The organism is Bacillus sp. P14.5 (genome assembly GCF_003316765.1).
GTDB lineage: Bacteria > Bacillota > Bacilli > Bacillales > Bacillaceae_B > Rossellomorea.
The window spans coordinates 17,458-34,213 of sequence record NZ_NIJF01000107.1 but is presented as its reverse complement, the minus strand read 5'-3'; the positions used below and the strand labels follow the sequence as shown (position 1 = coordinate 34,213).

The 16,756-nt window shown below is 39.9% G+C and carries 16 protein-coding genes, 2 pseudogenes and 1 riboswitch; of the genes and pseudogenes, 14 read left to right on the top strand and 4 right to left on the bottom strand.

The genetic code is table 11. From position 1 onward, the window contains the following. Positions 1–12: 12 nt before the first annotated feature. Positions 13–1,368: a TrkH family potassium uptake protein gene (locus B9Z54_RS21340; RefSeq protein ID WP_113930393.1), complete on the bottom strand. Its 1,356-nt coding sequence runs from the start codon at positions 1,366–1,368 to the stop codon at positions 13–15. Positions 1,369–1,535: 167 nt separating this feature from the next. Here B9Z54_RS21340 and B9Z54_RS21335 point away from each other — a divergent pair, with 167 nt between their 5' ends. The 6 genes and pseudogenes from B9Z54_RS21335 (at position 1,536) to B9Z54_RS21310 (ending at position 6,568) form a co-directional block, all read left to right on the top strand. Next, positions 1,536–1,871: a hypothetical protein gene (locus tag B9Z54_RS21335; protein WP_148953777.1), complete on the top strand. Its 336-nt coding sequence runs from the start codon at positions 1,536–1,538 to the stop codon at positions 1,869–1,871. A 563-nt stretch (positions 1,872–2,434) separates the two neighbouring features. Continuing rightward, positions 2,435–3,637 carry an HD-GYP domain-containing protein gene (locus tag B9Z54_RS21330; RefSeq protein WP_113930391.1) on the top strand — a complete coding sequence of 401 codons (1,203 nt, stop codon included), beginning with the start codon at positions 2,435–2,437 and terminating at the stop codon, positions 3,635–3,637. Between the two features lie 147 nt (positions 3,638–3,784). Continuing rightward, entirely contained in the window at positions 3,785–4,963 is a 1,179-nt protein-coding gene (locus B9Z54_RS21325; protein WP_113930390.1) for a zinc metalloprotease, read from the top strand. A gap of 99 nt (positions 4,964–5,062) precedes the next feature. Next, a pseudogene (locus B9Z54_RS26765) lies at positions 5,063–5,523 on the top strand (ATP-binding protein); the annotation flags it as partial. Between the two features lie 51 nt (positions 5,524–5,574). Continuing rightward, positions 5,575–6,306, top strand: coding sequence for an ATP-binding protein (locus B9Z54_RS21315; protein ID WP_481747814.1), 732 nt, complete (start codon positions 5,575–5,577; stop codon positions 6,304–6,306). A gap of 61 nt (positions 6,307–6,367) precedes the next feature. After that, positions 6,368–6,568 carry a Fur-regulated basic protein FbpA gene (locus B9Z54_RS21310; protein WP_113930387.1) on the top strand — a complete coding sequence of 67 codons (201 nt, stop codon included), beginning with the start codon at positions 6,368–6,370 and terminating at the stop codon, positions 6,566–6,568. A gap of 253 nt (positions 6,569–6,821) precedes the next feature. Here B9Z54_RS21310 and B9Z54_RS21305 read toward each other — a convergent pair whose 3' ends face one another. After that, a complete protein-coding gene (locus tag B9Z54_RS21305; RefSeq protein ID WP_113930386.1) occupies positions 6,822–7,724 on the bottom strand; it encodes an aldo/keto reductase in 903 nt (300 codons plus the stop codon). A gap of 205 nt (positions 7,725–7,929) precedes the next feature. Continuing rightward, positions 7,930–8,040: riboswitch (TPP riboswitch) on the top strand. Positions 8,041–8,168: 128 nt separating this feature from the next. Here B9Z54_RS21305 and B9Z54_RS21300 point away from each other — a divergent pair. The 7 genes and pseudogenes from B9Z54_RS21300 (at position 8,169) to splB (ending at position 13,929) form a co-directional block, all read left to right on the top strand. Continuing rightward, positions 8,169–9,167, top strand: a complete 999-nt coding sequence (locus B9Z54_RS21300; protein WP_113930385.1) for an ABC transporter substrate-binding protein — start codon at positions 8,169–8,171, stop codon at positions 9,165–9,167. 14 nt (positions 9,168–9,181) lie between these two features. After that, a pseudogene (locus B9Z54_RS21295) lies at positions 9,182–9,470 on the top strand (thiamine-binding protein). Beyond that, positions 9,470–10,255 (top strand): ABC transporter permease, encoded by a 786-nt coding sequence (locus B9Z54_RS21290; RefSeq protein WP_187444366.1) that lies wholly within the window; start codon positions 9,470–9,472, stop codon positions 10,253–10,255. Before B9Z54_RS21295 ends, B9Z54_RS21290 begins: the two are co-directional and overlap by 1 nt. Beyond that, on the top strand, positions 10,233–10,970 hold the full coding sequence (locus B9Z54_RS21285) for an ABC transporter ATP-binding protein (RefSeq protein WP_187444362.1): 738 nt from the start codon (positions 10,233–10,235) through the stop codon (positions 10,968–10,970). Before B9Z54_RS21290 ends, B9Z54_RS21285 begins: the two co-directional genes overlap by 23 nt. Before the next feature lie 4 nt (positions 10,971–10,974). Then, positions 10,975–11,754 carry a TatD family hydrolase gene (locus B9Z54_RS21280; protein WP_187444367.1) on the top strand — a complete coding sequence of 260 codons (780 nt, stop codon included), beginning with the start codon at positions 10,975–10,977 and terminating at the stop codon, positions 11,752–11,754. A gap of 889 nt (positions 11,755–12,643) precedes the next feature. Beyond that, the gene (locus B9Z54_RS21275) at positions 12,644–12,889 is read left to right on the top strand and encodes a transcriptional regulator SplA domain-containing protein (protein ID WP_113930382.1); all 246 of its coding nucleotides are present in this window, start codon (positions 12,644–12,646) and stop codon (positions 12,887–12,889) included. An 11-nt stretch (positions 12,890–12,900) separates the two neighbouring features. Then, positions 12,901–13,929 (top strand): spore photoproduct lyase, encoded by a 1,029-nt coding sequence (gene splB, locus B9Z54_RS21270; protein ID WP_113930381.1) that lies wholly within the window; start codon positions 12,901–12,903, stop codon positions 13,927–13,929. Positions 13,930–14,026: 97 nt separating this feature from the next. Here the strand turns inward: splB and B9Z54_RS21265 are convergent, their stop codons facing one another. After that, complete coding sequence (locus B9Z54_RS21265; RefSeq protein WP_162785317.1) at positions 14,027–14,458, bottom strand: low molecular weight phosphatase family protein; 432 nt, start codon at positions 14,456–14,458, stop codon at positions 14,027–14,029. A gap of 146 nt (positions 14,459–14,604) precedes the next feature. Between B9Z54_RS21265 and B9Z54_RS21260 the strand changes: the two genes are divergently transcribed. Continuing rightward, entirely contained in the window at positions 14,605–15,300 is a 696-nt protein-coding gene (locus tag B9Z54_RS21260; RefSeq protein ID WP_113930379.1) for a GNAT family N-acetyltransferase, read from the top strand. Between the two features lie 28 nt (positions 15,301–15,328). Here B9Z54_RS21260 and B9Z54_RS21255 read toward each other — a convergent pair whose 3' ends face one another. After that, the gene (locus B9Z54_RS21255; protein WP_113930378.1) at positions 15,329–16,441 is read right to left on the bottom strand and encodes a histidine kinase N-terminal domain-containing protein; all 1,113 of its coding nucleotides are present in this window, start codon (positions 16,439–16,441) and stop codon (positions 15,329–15,331) included. Positions 16,442–16,756 lie beyond the last annotated feature (315 nt).

Sequence of the window (16,756 nt, the reverse complement as noted above, 5' to 3'; positions counted from 1 at the left end):
AGCTGAAATTATTTATCCAATAATGACTTTTTCTTTAGGATAATGATACAACGTTTCTTTTTGCTTGATGCCCAGGATGACCAGGAAAGTCAGGAGTCCTATTCTTCCGATGAACATCAGAGCCATAATGATAATCTTGCCAATTACACTTAAATCCGGAGTAATGCCCATTGAAAGTCCGACAGTTCCGAAAGCTGAACAAATTTCAAATAGGATTTCTATAAAAGAGTGTGACTCGGTAATAGAAAGTATGATGAGGGACCCGGCGCACATAAAGCTGGCAAGCAGTGTAACGGCCAGTGATTTGATTACATCAGCCTGATCCAGTTCCCGCCTGAAAACCTTGATCGTTGACCTTCCCCTCGCAAAGTTGATAAGAAAAAGGATGTTGATGGCAAATGTCGTGGTACGTATTCCGCCTCCCACTGAACTTGGGGAAGCACCAATGAACATCAGCATACAGAGTATGATGAGAGTCGGTTCCGAAAATTGGCTGACGTCCATTGTCGCCAATCCTCCGCTCCGTGTAGTAGTGGATTGGAAAAATGCATAGAAAAAGGATTTATGCCAAGACATCCCTTGAAAAAAACGGTTGAACTCAATTACAAGTATCAAGATCGTTCCCGCAATCATAAGAGAAAAAAAGGTAACGGTCGTCAACTTGGTGTATAGAGAAAAGTGAAACCTTACCCGTTTATCATTATTGTTCAGGAGGAAATCTTTTAATTCAATCAAAACGGGGAATCCTATGGCTCCCAAGGTAATTAAGATGATGTTGACACACTGAACAAAATAATCATCTGCATAGGGGATGAGTGACTGTCCGGTGATATCAAATCCGCCGTTTGTGGTAGCACTCACACTGGCAAAGATCCCATGGAGGTAGGCATCCTGCCAAGCCGGATAATATTTCAGAAAATATGTACCTAATATAATGGCGCCGACTGTTTCAATTAAAAGAATGATTAATAAGATCTGCTTCATTAAATTGACGAGGCCTGAAAGGTTAGATTGATTTTGATCGGTCATGATCAGCCTGCGTTCTTTTAAACCTATCTTTTTCCCAATGATGAGCCATAGGAAAGTTCCAAGGGTCATGATGCCGATCCCGCCGATTTGCAGGATGAATATCAGAATGAAGATGCCGGCTGTACTGAAAGTGTCCACTATCTGAATAACAGTAAGCCCTGTTACACTTATCGCACTCACTGCTGTAAACATAATATCAATGAAACTTAGATCTACACCAGGTTGAGCAGTGATTGGCAGACTGAGCAACAGGATTGAGATGCCTACTGCTACACAGTAAAAAACCACGATTAGCTGGGCAGGAGATAGTTTATCAATTCTATCTTTTAAACTGGACATAAAAAAATTCTCCTTTAGGGATAATAGCTATTTAACACTATACCACATGGTGTAGGGAGGTAAAATATAAAAAAACTTTTATGGAATTTAATTCCTACTCAAATTGTGCGAACTTATGGTACAATCTTAAAGATGAACAATGGTTTTTTGTTGAAAGGAGCATTAAGATGGCAAACGTTTTTAATAATTCTACAGTGATTGCTATTATTATTGCTTTTTCCGTGTATTTTATCATCAGGGGAATTGCAATCTTTTTTGGAAAAGCGGGCAAGGGTTATATGGAGAAAAGAAATTTGACTACCGAAAAATTGTTCTTCCACTTAATAGGAAGTTATTATATTTTTACAGGTATATTAGGATTGTTCATTCCTAAACTTGAATGGAAAACGGAAGACATCTATTACTCAATTGGAATTTATGCATTGATCTCTGTTTTTTTCTGGCTCGCCATCGATTTCTTGATGAAGCGGAACAGCAATATAGAGCAAAAACTTGCTGAATGAAAAGGCCCTGAATCAGAGGGTCTTTTTTTTAGGCTCTTTTCGTAAACTTTGTTGCTATTTTATAAGGATTCCGAAAAAATAATCATATTAAGAGGAGTAAAAACTGGTAACACCAAAAAGAAAAGAGCTACTCTCCCCGGATAAGAGATAAAACTCTTAGTTTCCGGGGATATCCGAAAGCAACAATATTTGCGAAAACAGCCTTTTGTTATCCATTTTAGGTTCTTTTCGTCAACTTGGCTTCAATATAAATAAGTCTCACATGGCCTCTCCATAATGCATTGAGAAAAGCAGGTACTTTAGTCCTCTTTTGCGGCTCTGCTATTCAGCTTGGTTAATATTTACCGATATAGAAAATAAAGGCTCTACTATTCAGTGTTTACTGCTATTCGAGGAATTAGAATGAATTAAAAAGTGTGAAGCCAGTAAAATGTTAAAAATTTCGTATAAATGAGTAAAATAAACTATTCCCTGTATGGGACTTTTGCTATAGAATGAAATTTGTCGAACAATGACAAATGAGGGATTTTTGAACAGAATATTTACAGCAAGTGAGGCATGCCATGTTAAAGAATATAAAAGATTCGACGTTGATTTTTGAAGAAAAAAGGACACTTAAGTGGTTTTTAGTTTTGTTTTTTACTATATCGATTTTGTATGAAGGCTTCTATTATTTTCTTCTGCCTGAGGTAATGGAAAATAAGTCTGCTGGTATGCCTTCGGTTTTTATATACTTTCTTTACTCCCTTTTATTAATTTTAACAGTGGCAAGCTATTTTATATTTAGAAGGACAAATATAACACGAGTAAAATACATAGTAGTTCTGGGCTACATTGTTTTGTCATTTATAAACGATATGATCATTCATATATTAAATCCAGGTATAAAAGGCGGAGGAAATATTGTAGAAGTATTTCTGATTTTATTTTCTCCAATATTTATCAGTCAATTTTTCTTTTTAGTTGTGTGCGGTTCAATAATAGTAAAATATACTTTGGTAGGAATTATAACTCAAGATATCGTGGTATTAATATTACCAGTCATGCTGGTTGTCATTATTTCTTCTATAGCTTTTCTCCTTCTTAAAAGGATCTTAGGATATGTTGATGCCATTAAGAACTCTTATAATAAGCAGCTTGAAGGAATTGTCAAAGGAATAATAGCAACATTGGAACTTAAGGATCCATATACAAAGGGTCATAGTGAGCGTGTAGCATTTTATGCTCTTTCATTAGCTAAGAAGCTGAATGTTTATTCAAAAGAACAACTTGATGCCTTCTATTACGCTTGCTTATTGCATGATATAGGCAAGATTCACATACCTGATCGCATTTTAATGAAACCAGATAAACTTACTCGTGAGGAATTTGAAATTATTAAAACACATCCAGCAGTAGGAGCAGAAGCAGTTGAGAAGGTACAGGAACTTAGTGACAGCTTGAATGTTATTCTTTCTCACCACGAAAGATGGGATGGCAAGGGCTACCCTCAAGGTTTACAGAGAACTGAAATTCCTTTGGCAGCCAGAATAACAGCAATTGCTGATGCCTTCGACGCCATGACTTCTACACGTTCATATAGAGAAGCCTTATCTACCGAAACAGCTTATAAACGAATTCTTGAAGGTCAAGGAACGCAATTTGATCCAGATCTTATTCATATATTCCAAGAGGTATTTCCTGAGTGGGTTGAATTGAAAGAAGAATCAAACCGTTCAACATCTTCTGTAACAACTTCTTATCAAGAATTAATAAACAATAGATAGAGGGTGAGAATATGAAAATCAAAAAGCTTAGCAAAATTAAGACGACATGCTGGTGGTGTGGATGGTTCAATGTTTATTAATACATGTAATGGGATGCTTGCTTTAGCTCGCATCCCTTTTCTATGAGTAAGAGAGGGAGAAAGGGATATGTGGGATAAAAACAGTAAGGTTACCCTGTTTGATTTTGAGATCCATCAAGATGAGGAGAAACTTATAGTAGAGTCAAAACAGACAGGAGATTTTTTTGAGATGTCCATTACAGCTGTGGAAGCAATAAGAATGCTGGACAAAGGCAAAACAGTTGATGAAACTGAAATATACTTAAGAGCTGCCTTTCCGCAGGAAGAAATAAAGATGGAGGAATTTATAAATCAGTTGATTCAGTTGAATTTTATGAAGAAAATTGATGATGAAGAGTTTGGAAATCCTACTACAAAAAGCAGTACAAAAGGATTCTTATGGATTAATGAATCTGTTGGAAGAATTTTCTTTAATAAATTCAGCAGAATAATTTTTATATTATCTCTATTGGGCTCCCTTCTAATGTTCATCATAAAACCTTCGCTATTCCCCGATTACAGGGACATATTCTGGTATGATTTAATGTTGATCAATATTTTGCTATTTTCTTCGGTGAGTATTTTTCTAGTCCTGATTCATGAAGCCGGTCACATACTTGCCGCGAGGTCATATGGAATTCCAGTCAAGTTAAATATCGGGCACCGGCTGTTTTTTCCTGTATTAGAATCTGATGTAAGCTCAGCGTGGAAACTTTCACGAGAGAAAAGGAATATTATTTTTCTTGGGGGATTGAGCTTTGATATAGTTATCCTCTTCGTCTCCTTAGTTATCCAACGATACTTTTTAAGAGGTGATGAAGGGTTATTTAATGCGATTATTACAATGACGATATTTAACATAATTATTAGGATCATTTATCAATGCTGTCTTTATATGAAAACCGATCTTTATTTTGTTTTGGAGAATAGTTCCGGCCTCTATAATCTCTTAGAAGAAGGACAGGAGTATCTTAAAAGGAAGGTGAGTTCTTCCCGGAAAGACAACAAGATTGAAGGTTATATAAAAGCCTTCAGTGTGTTTTATCTGATTGGGGTATCAATTTCTATCACCCTTTTCCTTGTTTATTATATTCCACAACTCCTTTTCTCTGTGGAACAAGCATTAGCTAACCTGGCCAGCCCCATTAATACCCTTAAATTTTGGGATGGAACAGTTTTTTTAATACAACTGATTGCAGTTGCATTTTTATTAATCTTTTCCTGGATGAGAAGCCTCAGGAACTTCTTGCGATCAAAGGCTATTTAATCGTCATAATTCTACAAAATTTTACAAAATGTATGTTTATCCTTTATTATTATGTAGGAAGTCCTATGTTGGAAATTAGATATTTTAAGGGAGAAACGAATGATAAATCAAAGACCCAACCATATTCAATTAGATAATGAGGAAATAAAGACACTTAAGTTATTTCTTCCATTGTTTTATTTTTTACTCATAGGTTATGATCTGTTTTATTACTATATCTTTAAGTACTATGAGGATAAAAAGATGGGCTTGCCGGAAGATGGTATGGGTTATTGGTTTCACCTCATACTGATATTGATCCTTCCAGTGTCTATCTATTTAACTAAAAAGGAAAAGTTTATACCGTAAAATATATATATCTTGCAGGATTTATTTTAGTTGATTTAGTTAATAATCTTTTAATTTATGCTGGTAGTGATAAAGCATTTAACTCTGGACATATTTTAGAAATACTCTTTATCTTATTTTCTCCTATTTTTATCAATAAAAGATTTTTTTGGTCCTCTACTATAGGCATGATATTATTGTACGTTGTATTCGGAGTAACATTGAATGCGGTTCAAGTAGTTTTGCCGATCGCTGTTTATATAATTCTTTCAGCTATATCCTATATGTTTTTGAGCAGATTTTATTCTAATCTGGAAGTTCGATTAAAGCTCAACGACGAACTCCGCCATGCCGAAAAACTTGCCGCTGTCGGAAGGTTTGCCACATCAATCAGCCACGAGGTCAGAAACCCTTTGGCTTCACTGAAGGGCTTTACGCAGCTTCAGCATGAGAAGCATCCTGAGGATGGAGAGTATTATTCAATCATGATCAATGAAATTGAGCGGATTTCTTCTTTGCTCGATGATTTACTGGTGATTGGGAAGCCTAAAGGGATGAATTTTGAGTTGCATGACCTTAATGAGGTTATCGATTACGTCTTGAAAGTCATGGACAGCGATGCAAAGAATCAAGGTATCCAGTTTATCAAAGAAACGGATACCGGCCTTCCAATGTTGGAGTGTGATGCCAAACATTTGAAACAGGTTTTGATTAACTTAATCAAGAATGGGATGGAATCCATGCCTTTAGGCGGCGAGGTTGCCATTCAAGCAGAAGTGCTCGATGCAGAGACGGTCAAGTTGACCATTAAGGATGGAGGACAGGGGATTTCTAAAGAAAATTTGGCGCATTTAGGGACTCCCTTCCACACAACCAAAGCGGATGGAACCGGACTTGGATTAATGGTCAGTTTTAAAATTATAGAAGAACACAATGGCGCGATCGATTATGAAAGTGAAGAAGGAAAGGGCACAGCCGTTTCGGTCAGTCTTCCGGTCAAGCAGCCAAAATATTGAATGTTTTCTCACAGGTTAGAAAATATGAAAAGCGGGTATACTCTCATCGGAGGGATTAACCGTGCAGCAAAGAAAACTTAGTTCAACAGAAGATTTTTATATAAAACAGCTATTACGAATAGGAATTTATAAAGTATCCGATAAACAACTCTATGAGTTGAGTAAAAACGAATTGCATGAAGAGTATCTTGCCCACTATGTGGAGAAGTCCATAACCAAGGTTCTCGGAGACAATGAAATGAATACTCAAAGATTTGTATAATAAAAATATATAAAAGAGCATCCTGCAGAAACGTCAGGATGCTTTTTTATGGCTTTTTTTCAAATGATTGTTGTTTCAAGGGCTACTGACAAGAGTGATATGGATAAAGGATTAAGAAACCCAATAGAATTAGCTCAGCAGGTGAGTCAGTGTAAATGACCACCTGCTGAGCTCTGTGTTACAAGAAGAAGAGCTTAATTTTTGTTAAAAGAGCAAATAATTCAAAACAATATTAAAGGTTTTAAATCTTTCATTAAGGTACATCATGTCCCATCGAGCTTTGAAGGATCTCGAACCATTGATCGTGATCCAGGTGAATTTCTTGAGAAGCAGCAGCGTTTGTTATTCTGTCTAATTTCCCCGATCCGATGATTGGCATAATGCGTGACGGGTGATTCAATAACCAGGCATAAATGATTTGATCGATGCCATCCGCATTTTTTTCAGCACGGATTTTTTCCAAAGTACCGCGAAGACGAAAAGCTTTGGCGTCATCACTCGAAAAAATCTTTCCGCCTGCCAGTGGAGACCAGGCCATAGGAGGGATCCGGTTTTGAAGGGCGTGATCGATTGTACCGTCTTCAAAGTTTTCGAGTACGTAAGGTGACAACTCGATCTGATTGGTGATCAGCGGGAAGTCAAGGTAAGACTGCAACATGCTGAATTGGTGGCTCTTGAAGTTGGAAACACCAAAGCAGCGAACTTTCCCTTCTTTATGCAGCTGAGCGAATGCTTCAGCCGTTTGTTCAGGGTCCATGAATGAATCCGGACGGTGGATGAGCAGCACGTCTATGTAATCCGTTTTCAGGCTTGACAGCGAGTTTTCAACAGACTTCAGGATATGTTTCTTGCTAGTATTATAATGGTGGGTTTTGTGTTCCGGCCTATTCCCAGAAGGAAGGACGATTCCGCACTTAGTGACGATTTCCATCTTCTCTCTTAATGATGGTTTCAGTGCCAGTGCCTCTCCGAATAAAGTCTCGCAGGTATAGCTGCCGTAAATATCGGCATGGTCAAAAGTGGTGATGCCTGTGTCCATTACCTGTTCGATCAGTTTTAAGGTTTCTTCCTTTGACTGGTTCCAATCAGATAAGCGCCATAGGCCATGGATGAACCTTGAGAATGTAAGGTCGTTTGTTAGCTGTACTCTTTCCATCTGAATCCTCCTTGTTGGTTCTCTTCCATTAATTATAGCCTGAATGAAGCAAACCTCAAAACGAGAGACCTTGGAGTTTTAGGGCTTTAAAGCGCTGAGAGGGACTGTACCTTACAGCACTTTAAAGTGTTAAAGAGATAGATGTTATTTCTTGAATTATGGGCAATAGTGTGTCAAAGTAGAGGGTGGAAATGAATTTAATATGCGAGAATAGTGGGGGGACCAGTGAAGCTGGTTGAGATTGTATCCTGATAGATACTGACCCTTGGAACCTGATCTGGCTGAGACCAGCGTAGGGAACATATTCTAAACGGTCATTCTGTTTTCAATATGCGTCCCGGGTCCATTCCGGGACGCTTTTTTATTCCATGAAACAGATTGCAATTTTAATATGACAGGTTCTATATATGACTCGTAATTTTTGACCAACAGGGAGGAACCTTAATGAAGAAGGCATTTGCAGTTCTATTCTCGGCTGTTTTGATTACCGGCTGCGGACAGAATAACAATGAAGGACAAAACGAAAGCGGCAGCGAATCTGAAACGCTGAAAGAAGTTTCGGTTGTATTGGATTGGACTCCGAACACAAATCACACCGGTTTATATGCAGCAAAGGAAAATGGATATTTTGAAGAAGAAGGCCTTGATGTGGAAATCATCATGCCTGGTGAAGCGGGTGCAGATTCCATCGTGGCTTCCGGCCAAGCTGATTTTGGTGTCGGTTACCAGGAAGGGGTTACCCAGGCACGAGTGCAGGATGTACCGCTTGTATCGATCGCAGCGGTTATTCAGCATAATACCTCCGGCTTTGCTTCCCCGGCAGATAAGAATATTGAATCGCCGAAGGATTTTGAAGGCAAGACCTATGGCGGCTGGGGATCACCGGTTGAAGAGGCGGTAATGGCTTCTATCATGGGGCAGGAGAATGCCGACGTTTCGGAAGTGGATATCGTCAATATGGGAGACAGTGATTTCTTTACTGCTGTTCAAAGGGACATCGATTTTGCCTGGATTTATTATGGCTGGACAGGGATCGAGGCTGAGCTTAGAAATGAAGATATCAACATGATCTATTTAACAGACTACTCGGAAAAGCTGGATTACTATACCCCGGTCCTTACGACGAATGAAGACCTGATTGAAGAAGACCCGGAAATGGTGAAAGCATTTTTAGCTGCTGCTTCAAAAGGATATAATTTTAGTATCGACAATCCAGAAGAGGCTGCACAGATCCTCTTAGATGCCGCCCCGGATCTTGATGAAGAATTAGTAAAGAAAAGCCAGGAATGGCTCGCTTCCAGATATCAGGATGATGCTCCGAGATGGGGTGAGCAAAAACTGGAAGTTTGGGAAAACTATGCTGATTGGATGTTCGAAAATGAACTTCTGGAATCAGAACTTGACGCAGAACAAGCGTTTACCAATGAATTCTTGCCGGAATAAGAGGTGATCATGATATGGAAAATAGTTTAGTCAGTATTCAAATAATACCTAAAACAAAAACGGGGAAGATGTCATCCCCTATGTGGATGCCGCCATTTCAGTCATCGAAGAATCAGGAGTGAAGTACGAAGTGCATCCTTTGGAGACAACAATGGAGGGAAACTTGGCTGATTTGATGAAGGTGATTGAAAATATGAATAAAAAATGATCGAGATGGGCAGCAGGAATGTCATCTCCCAAGTGAAGATCCTTTATCAGCCAAGCGGGATTTCCATGGATCAATTAACGGTGAAATATAGATGATGAATAAATTCCTTCAGAGGGGATGGCGGCCTGCCGTGGCCATCATCCTCTTGTTCATTATATGGGAGGTAACTGTCAGAATTGCTGATATCCCTGCATGGCTGCTTCCTTCTCCAACCCGTGTAGGAAGTGAAGCCATCGCTGTATGGCCGACTTTCCAGGAACATCTTACATCTACCGTCTACTTGACGCTTCTGGGATTTTCAATAGGTTGTGGAATTGGTTTGCTTGTGGCTGTGGGTCTTCACTTAATTCCGGTCTTGAGGGAATCGGTGTATCCGCTGCTGATTCTTTCACAGAATATCCCGATCATCGTCCTTGCACCGCTCCTGGTCGTATGGTTCGGCTTTGGATTGCTGCCTAAGATGATTGTCATCACACTTGTCTGTTTTTTTCCTGTGGCAGTAGCGGCATTGGACGGGTTCAGACAGACAGGCAATGAGCTGAAACATTATATGCAGATGGCGGGCGCAACCAAGATGCAGATTTTTCGGAAGCTTGAATGGCCGCATTCACTTCCATCGATTTTTTCAGGGTTGAAAATCTCGGCAACCTACAGTGTGATGGGGGCAGTCATTTCTGAATGGCTGGGAGCTAAACAGGGTGTAGGTGTTTTCATGACCCTTGCTTCATCTTCCTTCAGGACGGACAGAGTATTTGTTGCGATATTTGCAATTATGCTTTTAAGCCTGATCTTCTTTGCCCTCATCATTGCATTGGAAAAATGGCTGATCAAATGGCGGCCGAAAGGAGAAGAGAAGAGTGGAAAAGTTGAAAATCGATAATTTGGATAAATCCTTTGATAACCAGCTCATCCTGGATAATCTCTCCCTTTCAGTTGGAGAGGGGGAATTTTTATCCGTACTTGGTCCTTCCGGCAGTGGAAAGAGTACCTTGTTTCATTTGATAGGCGGCTTGTACTCGCCTGAAAAGGGAAGCATCAAAATTGATGGGGAGAATATTAATGGCCGTAGAGGCTTTATAAGCTATATGCCGCAAGCGCCCGCCCTCTTACCGTGGCGAAACGTGGTGGATAACGTGCTGCTCGGTCAGGAATTGTCCGGTGAAAAGGACAGGGAAGGTGCCCTCAGAATGATAGAGAGGGCTGGCCTGGCTGGATATGAAAAAGCATATCCGCATGAGTTATCCGGCGGAATGAAACAAAGGGTTGCATTCATACGTGCATTGCTCAGTCCCCAGCCTATCATATGCCTTGATGAACCATTTTCAGCACTGGATGAATTTACTCGTCTGGATATGCAAAAGTGGCTTTTATCCATCTGGGAGGAAAATAAGAAAAGCATCATTTTCGTAACTCATAACATTGAAGAGGCACTGTTCCTTTCGGATAGACTGATTGTCCTTTCTCAAAGGCCAGCTTCCATAAAGAAAGAATTCCAGGTTCCTTTTGCAAGGCCCCGTGATGAAAGTCTTGTGCTCAGTGAGGAATTCCTTCAATGTAAGAAGACGATTTATAAAGAGCTGGCGGTTCATGAGTAAGAGGATGAAAGGGAGTCAGATCATTGATTCGCATATCCATTTAGATTTATATGAACCCTTCCAGCAGGAGGCGGTTTTATCTGACCTCCACCTTGAAAACATAATAGCCCTCATTTCAGTGTCCTTCCACCTGAAGTCATGTCAGGAAAATCTGCGGCTGTCCCGTCTAGATGAAAGAATCAAGCCTGCTTTTGGGTATCATCCCGAACAGCCGGTTCCTTCAGATAAAGAGCTTCAGGGTATCCTTCAGTTCATGCAGGAACATAGAGATACAATGATTGCTGTAGGGGAAGTCGGCCTTCCTTATTATCTAAGGCAGGAGCACCCTAATATGGAGCTTGGGTCATACTTGGAGTTGCTGAAGGTGTTTATCAGCCAGGCGAGAGCTTTGGAAAAACCAATCATCCTCCATGCTGTTTATGATGATGGAGACCGCGTGATTCCGCTGCTTGAGCAATCGTCCATCCAAAAGGCTCATTTTCACTGGTTCAAGGGAACTGCCAAGACGCTTAAGAGGATGAAGGAAAATGGCTATTATCTTTCGGTGACACCCGATCTTCTATATGAAGAAGAAATTGTTCGGATGGTACGATCTTATCCTCTTGAACTTATGCTCGCAGAGACGGATGGTCCGTGGAAATTTGAAGGCCCCTTCAGAGGACACATGACGCATCCCCGTATGATTCACAGGACAATTGAAGCCATTGCAGAGATCAAGCATGAAGCAGTGGAAGACGTATATTCTATTCTTATGGATAACGCAAAAAAACTTTATTCTATATAGGAAGCTTTCTCAGAGGAGGAGGCTTTCTTTATTTTGCCTCTTTTTCTAAGACAGTTTTTGAATAAAATATTGCTTTCGGAAAAATCACAAGCGCCTGATCTTTCCCCGACACTAATACTTCCGATCTAAACGTGGTGAACACCTTTTTTTCTTGCTTGCAAGGATAATTCCGGTGAACTATTGCATTATCCAAAGATTAAAGGGTCATTTTCGCATACATTGTTGCTTTCGGAAAAATCCCAAGAACCGCATTTTTCCCCGGGTACTAAGGGTTTTCACTTTAATCGGAGGGGTCAGCTCTTTTCTTTTCATGTTAACTAAGGTATCCCGGAGAATTAAGGTAGTTTTTCTCTGGAATAAGTATTAAATAGCATCCTAAAGCATGACATACTTACTGAAAATCTTTATTTATTGTTGTATCATTGGGAAACCATCCACTTAAATTGATGGTTCTATTTTAAAGTAAGTCTTCAACAGCGGAAAGTAAACTTCTTCCCAACGTTGATTGGAGTGGAAGGTACGCGATCTCCTGCGGGACTAGCGGGACAGGTGAGACCCCGCAGGCGAAGCCGAGGAGGCTCAACGCCCGCCACGCGGAGTCGCGTGCCTGGAACGGAAATCACACTTTTTCGTTAAAGTTGAAGAGAAAAAGGCAGAATCGCTCTTTGTGGTGAACGATTCTGCCTTTTTATTTATTGTTGGAATTTTTCAGCGCCCTCATTATAATGAGAGGCCTTTTCTAAAGATTGTACTTTGAAACAGCCGCAGCCTGAAGCAAAGAGAGCACTATAAAAGAATATAAAACCTAACCCAATAAAACCCACCTATAAAAAACAGCCCCTTTAGGAAAAATGAGTACATACTGTTTATTCGAAAGGATGTTTTTTATATGGAGTTAAATAATGAGTTGTCTGCTTATCAAGCTGGTGATGTAGTCTATGTGATGTATCGCAATCCACATACTCAGAGCGTTGCGAACATTCAGGAAGCAGCGGTAGTCCATGATCCTGAAAATCCAGCTCAGCTTGCTTTATTTTTATATGAAACCTACTATCCGCTGAATGACGAGATAGCTATTTATAAGACGGCTGATCAAGCTGAACAAGCCTATAATAGCTATTTCGGGGATATATAGGGGGGAATGATATGATCAAACCATTCATGCCTCAATTAGTATATATTGAGCCGGGAGCTCTCGAATATCCTCTTGGAAAACAGTTGAAAGAGAAATTCGAGAAGCTGGATATTGAAATCCGCGAAACGACTTCACATAACCAGGTCCGGAATCTTCCTGGAGATAATCACTTCCAGAAATATCGTGTGGCAAAATCGACCTTGGTCGTGGGTGTACGGAAGACCCTGAAATTTGACACATCCAAGCCTTCAGCGGAATATGCCATTCCTTTTGCAACCGGGTGTATGGGGCATTGCCATTATTGTTATCTGCAAACTACGATGGGGAGTAAGCCGTACATTCGAACCTATGTTAACGTGGATGAGATTCTGGATGCGGCGGATAATTATATGAAAGAAAGAGCCCCCGAATTTACAAGGTTTGAGGCAGCCTGTACATCCGATATTGTCGGAATCGACCATCTGACTCACTCTTTAAAAAGGGCAATTGAACATTTTGGGGAATCCGAGTATGGAAAATTAAGGTTCGTTACAAAGTTCCATCATGTCGATCACTTGCTGGATGCCAAACATAACGGAAAAACAAGATTCCGCTTCAGTATCAATGCTGACTATGTTATTAAGAATTTTGAACCAGGAACCTCACCGCTCGCGAAGAGGATCGAAGCCGCGGGAAAGGTGGCGAGAGCAGGGTATCCCCTGGGTTTTATCGTTGCTCCCATCTATCTCCACGAAGGTTGGGAAGAGGGGTACCATCATATGTTTGAGCGTCTGGACGCAGAACTCCCCGATTATGCCAAGAAGGATTTGACTTTTGAATTTATTCAGCACCGTTTCACCAAGCCTGCCAAACGCGTCATTGAAAAGAACTATCCGATGACCAAGCTTGAGTTGGATGAAAATCAAAGAAGATACAAGTGGGGTAAGTATGGGATTGGCAAGTATATCTATCAGAAGGACGAAGAACAGGATATCAAGGACAACCTATATGGATATATGCAAAAATTCTTCCCGGATGCAAAGCTTGAGTACTTTACTTGATTCTATCACTGAAAGGACATCTGCTGATGGCTGACAAGTGTGTGCCTTGCGAATTTTCATAAGAAAAACCACCTGGTCAATAATGACAAAGGTGGTTTTATGTCATTGTATTTAATACGTCTTTCAGACTCTTCACTTTCAAAGCGAGTGAATCACATAATTCCTGATAAAAAACCCATTCTTCTATAGGTGTCTTCGCTCTCTTTTGAGGATTGGGCAAATTCCAATGGACTACTTTATTCCGGCAATGATAAGGAATTTTAAAATCGACATCCTCTTCAAAGTCATGGATAGCGATGATGACAGAAGCTTCTTCCAACTTTTTGGCATCTGCTCTTTTCTTTTGTTTTTCGGATATATCAATACAAAGCTCTTTCATTGCTTCGATGCTGAAAGGGCTTGTTTCAGTATCCGACCATCCACCGCTGTCGAACTTCCAGCCAGAAACATTCATTATCTGAGCCCAGCCTTCTGCCATGAGACTTCGTTGGTGACTAGGGGACAAGAAATATATTTCGTTTTGTGTCATTCTTATGAAGTCCTTTCTCATTAAGTTGAGTTAATAGTCAATACCCTCTATAGCCATAAATACTCATTTAAAGAAAGAAAATTATTGGAATATCCTGCCGGGTGCCTTACCATAAAAGAGAATCAAAATGGAACGGGGTTGCTAAAATGAGTTGGAAGTTACTTGAAGGCCAGGGGTACAGCACTTTGGAATGGGAAGGCAAAGCTAATGATGCAGGTGAAAAAGAATTAGAGAGATTGAAAGAGTACTTGGTGAAGGTACCTGAGGAGAAAAAAGTGACGGTGGCAGTGCCATCAGGATTTCATTATCTCAAGGAATTCAATAAGTTGGGGCTCAATAAAGTAAAGGATAGGGTGGTTTACTCTAAGGACCTGAAGAATATCAGCAGAGGATGGACGGATCCATACCTAACCTTTCTCGAAGAACAAGATGATGAGTCCGTAGTAAGATGTCTGTCGGCCATTGTTGGCTGCAGAAAGGAAGCAGTAAGTATGATCGAATCACTTTTTGCTGAAGTGGCACAAAGCAGGTTCCGGATTTACCTTGTAAAAATAAGAGGAAGAGATGCGGCTGTCTTCATTCCTCATATAGAACCACAAACTGAAGACGAAGGCAGGCTGTTCTTTTTTGGAATTACTCCTGAATTCCAAGGGGGTGGGCATGCTGCTGCTATCCATAGATTTGCTCTGACCTCATTAAAACAAGACCTTAAAGCAAGAATTTATGTAGGGGTAACAGATTCGGGCAATTTGCCGATGAAAAAGGTGTTCATAAGGAATGGGTGCTCCCAAATGGGTACCATTGAGATTTATCAACGTCAAAGGTTCAGGGCTGTCTTTTGAAGGAGCTTCTTCAAAAAGACCGGCCCTTCTACTCTGCAGGCAAAGTAATTATAAATGAGGTAGACTCCTCAGTGGAGCGACAAGTCAATTTACCGTCATGCTTCTCAACTATTTCATTGCAGATAAAGAGGCCAAGGCCAGTTCCATCCTTCTTTGAGGTGACAAATGGTTCAAAAATACTGGAGAGTATTTCATCAGGTATTTTTTCGCCATTGTTAGTGATTGTGAGGCTGAAATTGCTGTCCAGCTTACTGGTATCAATCCAAATCCGGGGATCGGCTGACCTGGTGCTTAATACATCAATTGCATTGAAGATGATATTGATCAAAACCTGCCGGAATTCCTCCTTCCAACCCATCAATTCAAAATCTTCTTCTAGATTTTTGATGACCGAGACATTGACTTCGAGAATCCTTGGATACAAGAAAGCAAGAGCTTCCGTTATTAAACTATTTAGGGAGAACGAGGTTTTTTCGGTCATGACAGCCGTTTTTTTGGACAACAGCAGAAATTGGGAGATTCTGAAGTTTAGCTGATCTAATTCGGACGAAATAATGTCTAAATAAGAGAGATCAGGATGATCGGCCTTTAATAGCTGGATGAATCCATTAATGGATGTGAGAGGATTCCTGAATTCATGGACAAAGCTGGACGTCATTTTGCCAAGCAGTGATAGTCTGTCTTCATGGTGAGTATCAATATACTGCTCTTTTTCCTTTATGATCTGATCCTTCAAATGGGAGTAGTGGGAAACTGTATAATATGTAAATTTATCGAAGAAATAATTTATTCTATTGACAATGCGTTGTAAATCAGCCCATTCACTGCTTAAGCCGCCAAGATGCTTAAGCACTTCTGACCTGCCGAGATTCAAATTATAAACGAATTCCCCAATCCCGCTTTCAGCCTCGAACCTCTTTTTGGCAATCCTAAACGCTTCTTCTTGGATATACGGATCCAGGTCGGTTTGAGGAAGATGGAAACATGCAATGAATTTCTCAAAGACTTGAAGACCATGTTCGATGATTTGCTCTTTTGTAAAATTTGTATCTGTTGGAGAAAGCTGATCGGTCCACCCTTTCAGGATCTCTGCTTTATGGTTAATGAAGAAATTGATCACTTCTTGTTTTACAGGAGACATTTTCTCACCTCTAATCATCAAAAGTATATTTAAATTAAAATGTAAGTGGATGACTTCCTATTTTTATATAATACTTTTATAAAACCTCTACTTCTAATATATCTTTAATCAAGGACTTTTTATAGAGGAAAATGGAAAAAACACGAAAATTCGTTGGAAATATCTATGAAATCTAAAATACATGGCTCAATTTACTAGATTACTTGAAACCTGAAATGGATAATAGTAAATAAATCATCTTACTTAATATAAGTTGATCATATTTCATTTAAAGGAATGCCTGAAAAATTCAGCAGATTACTATTTGATGAAAAT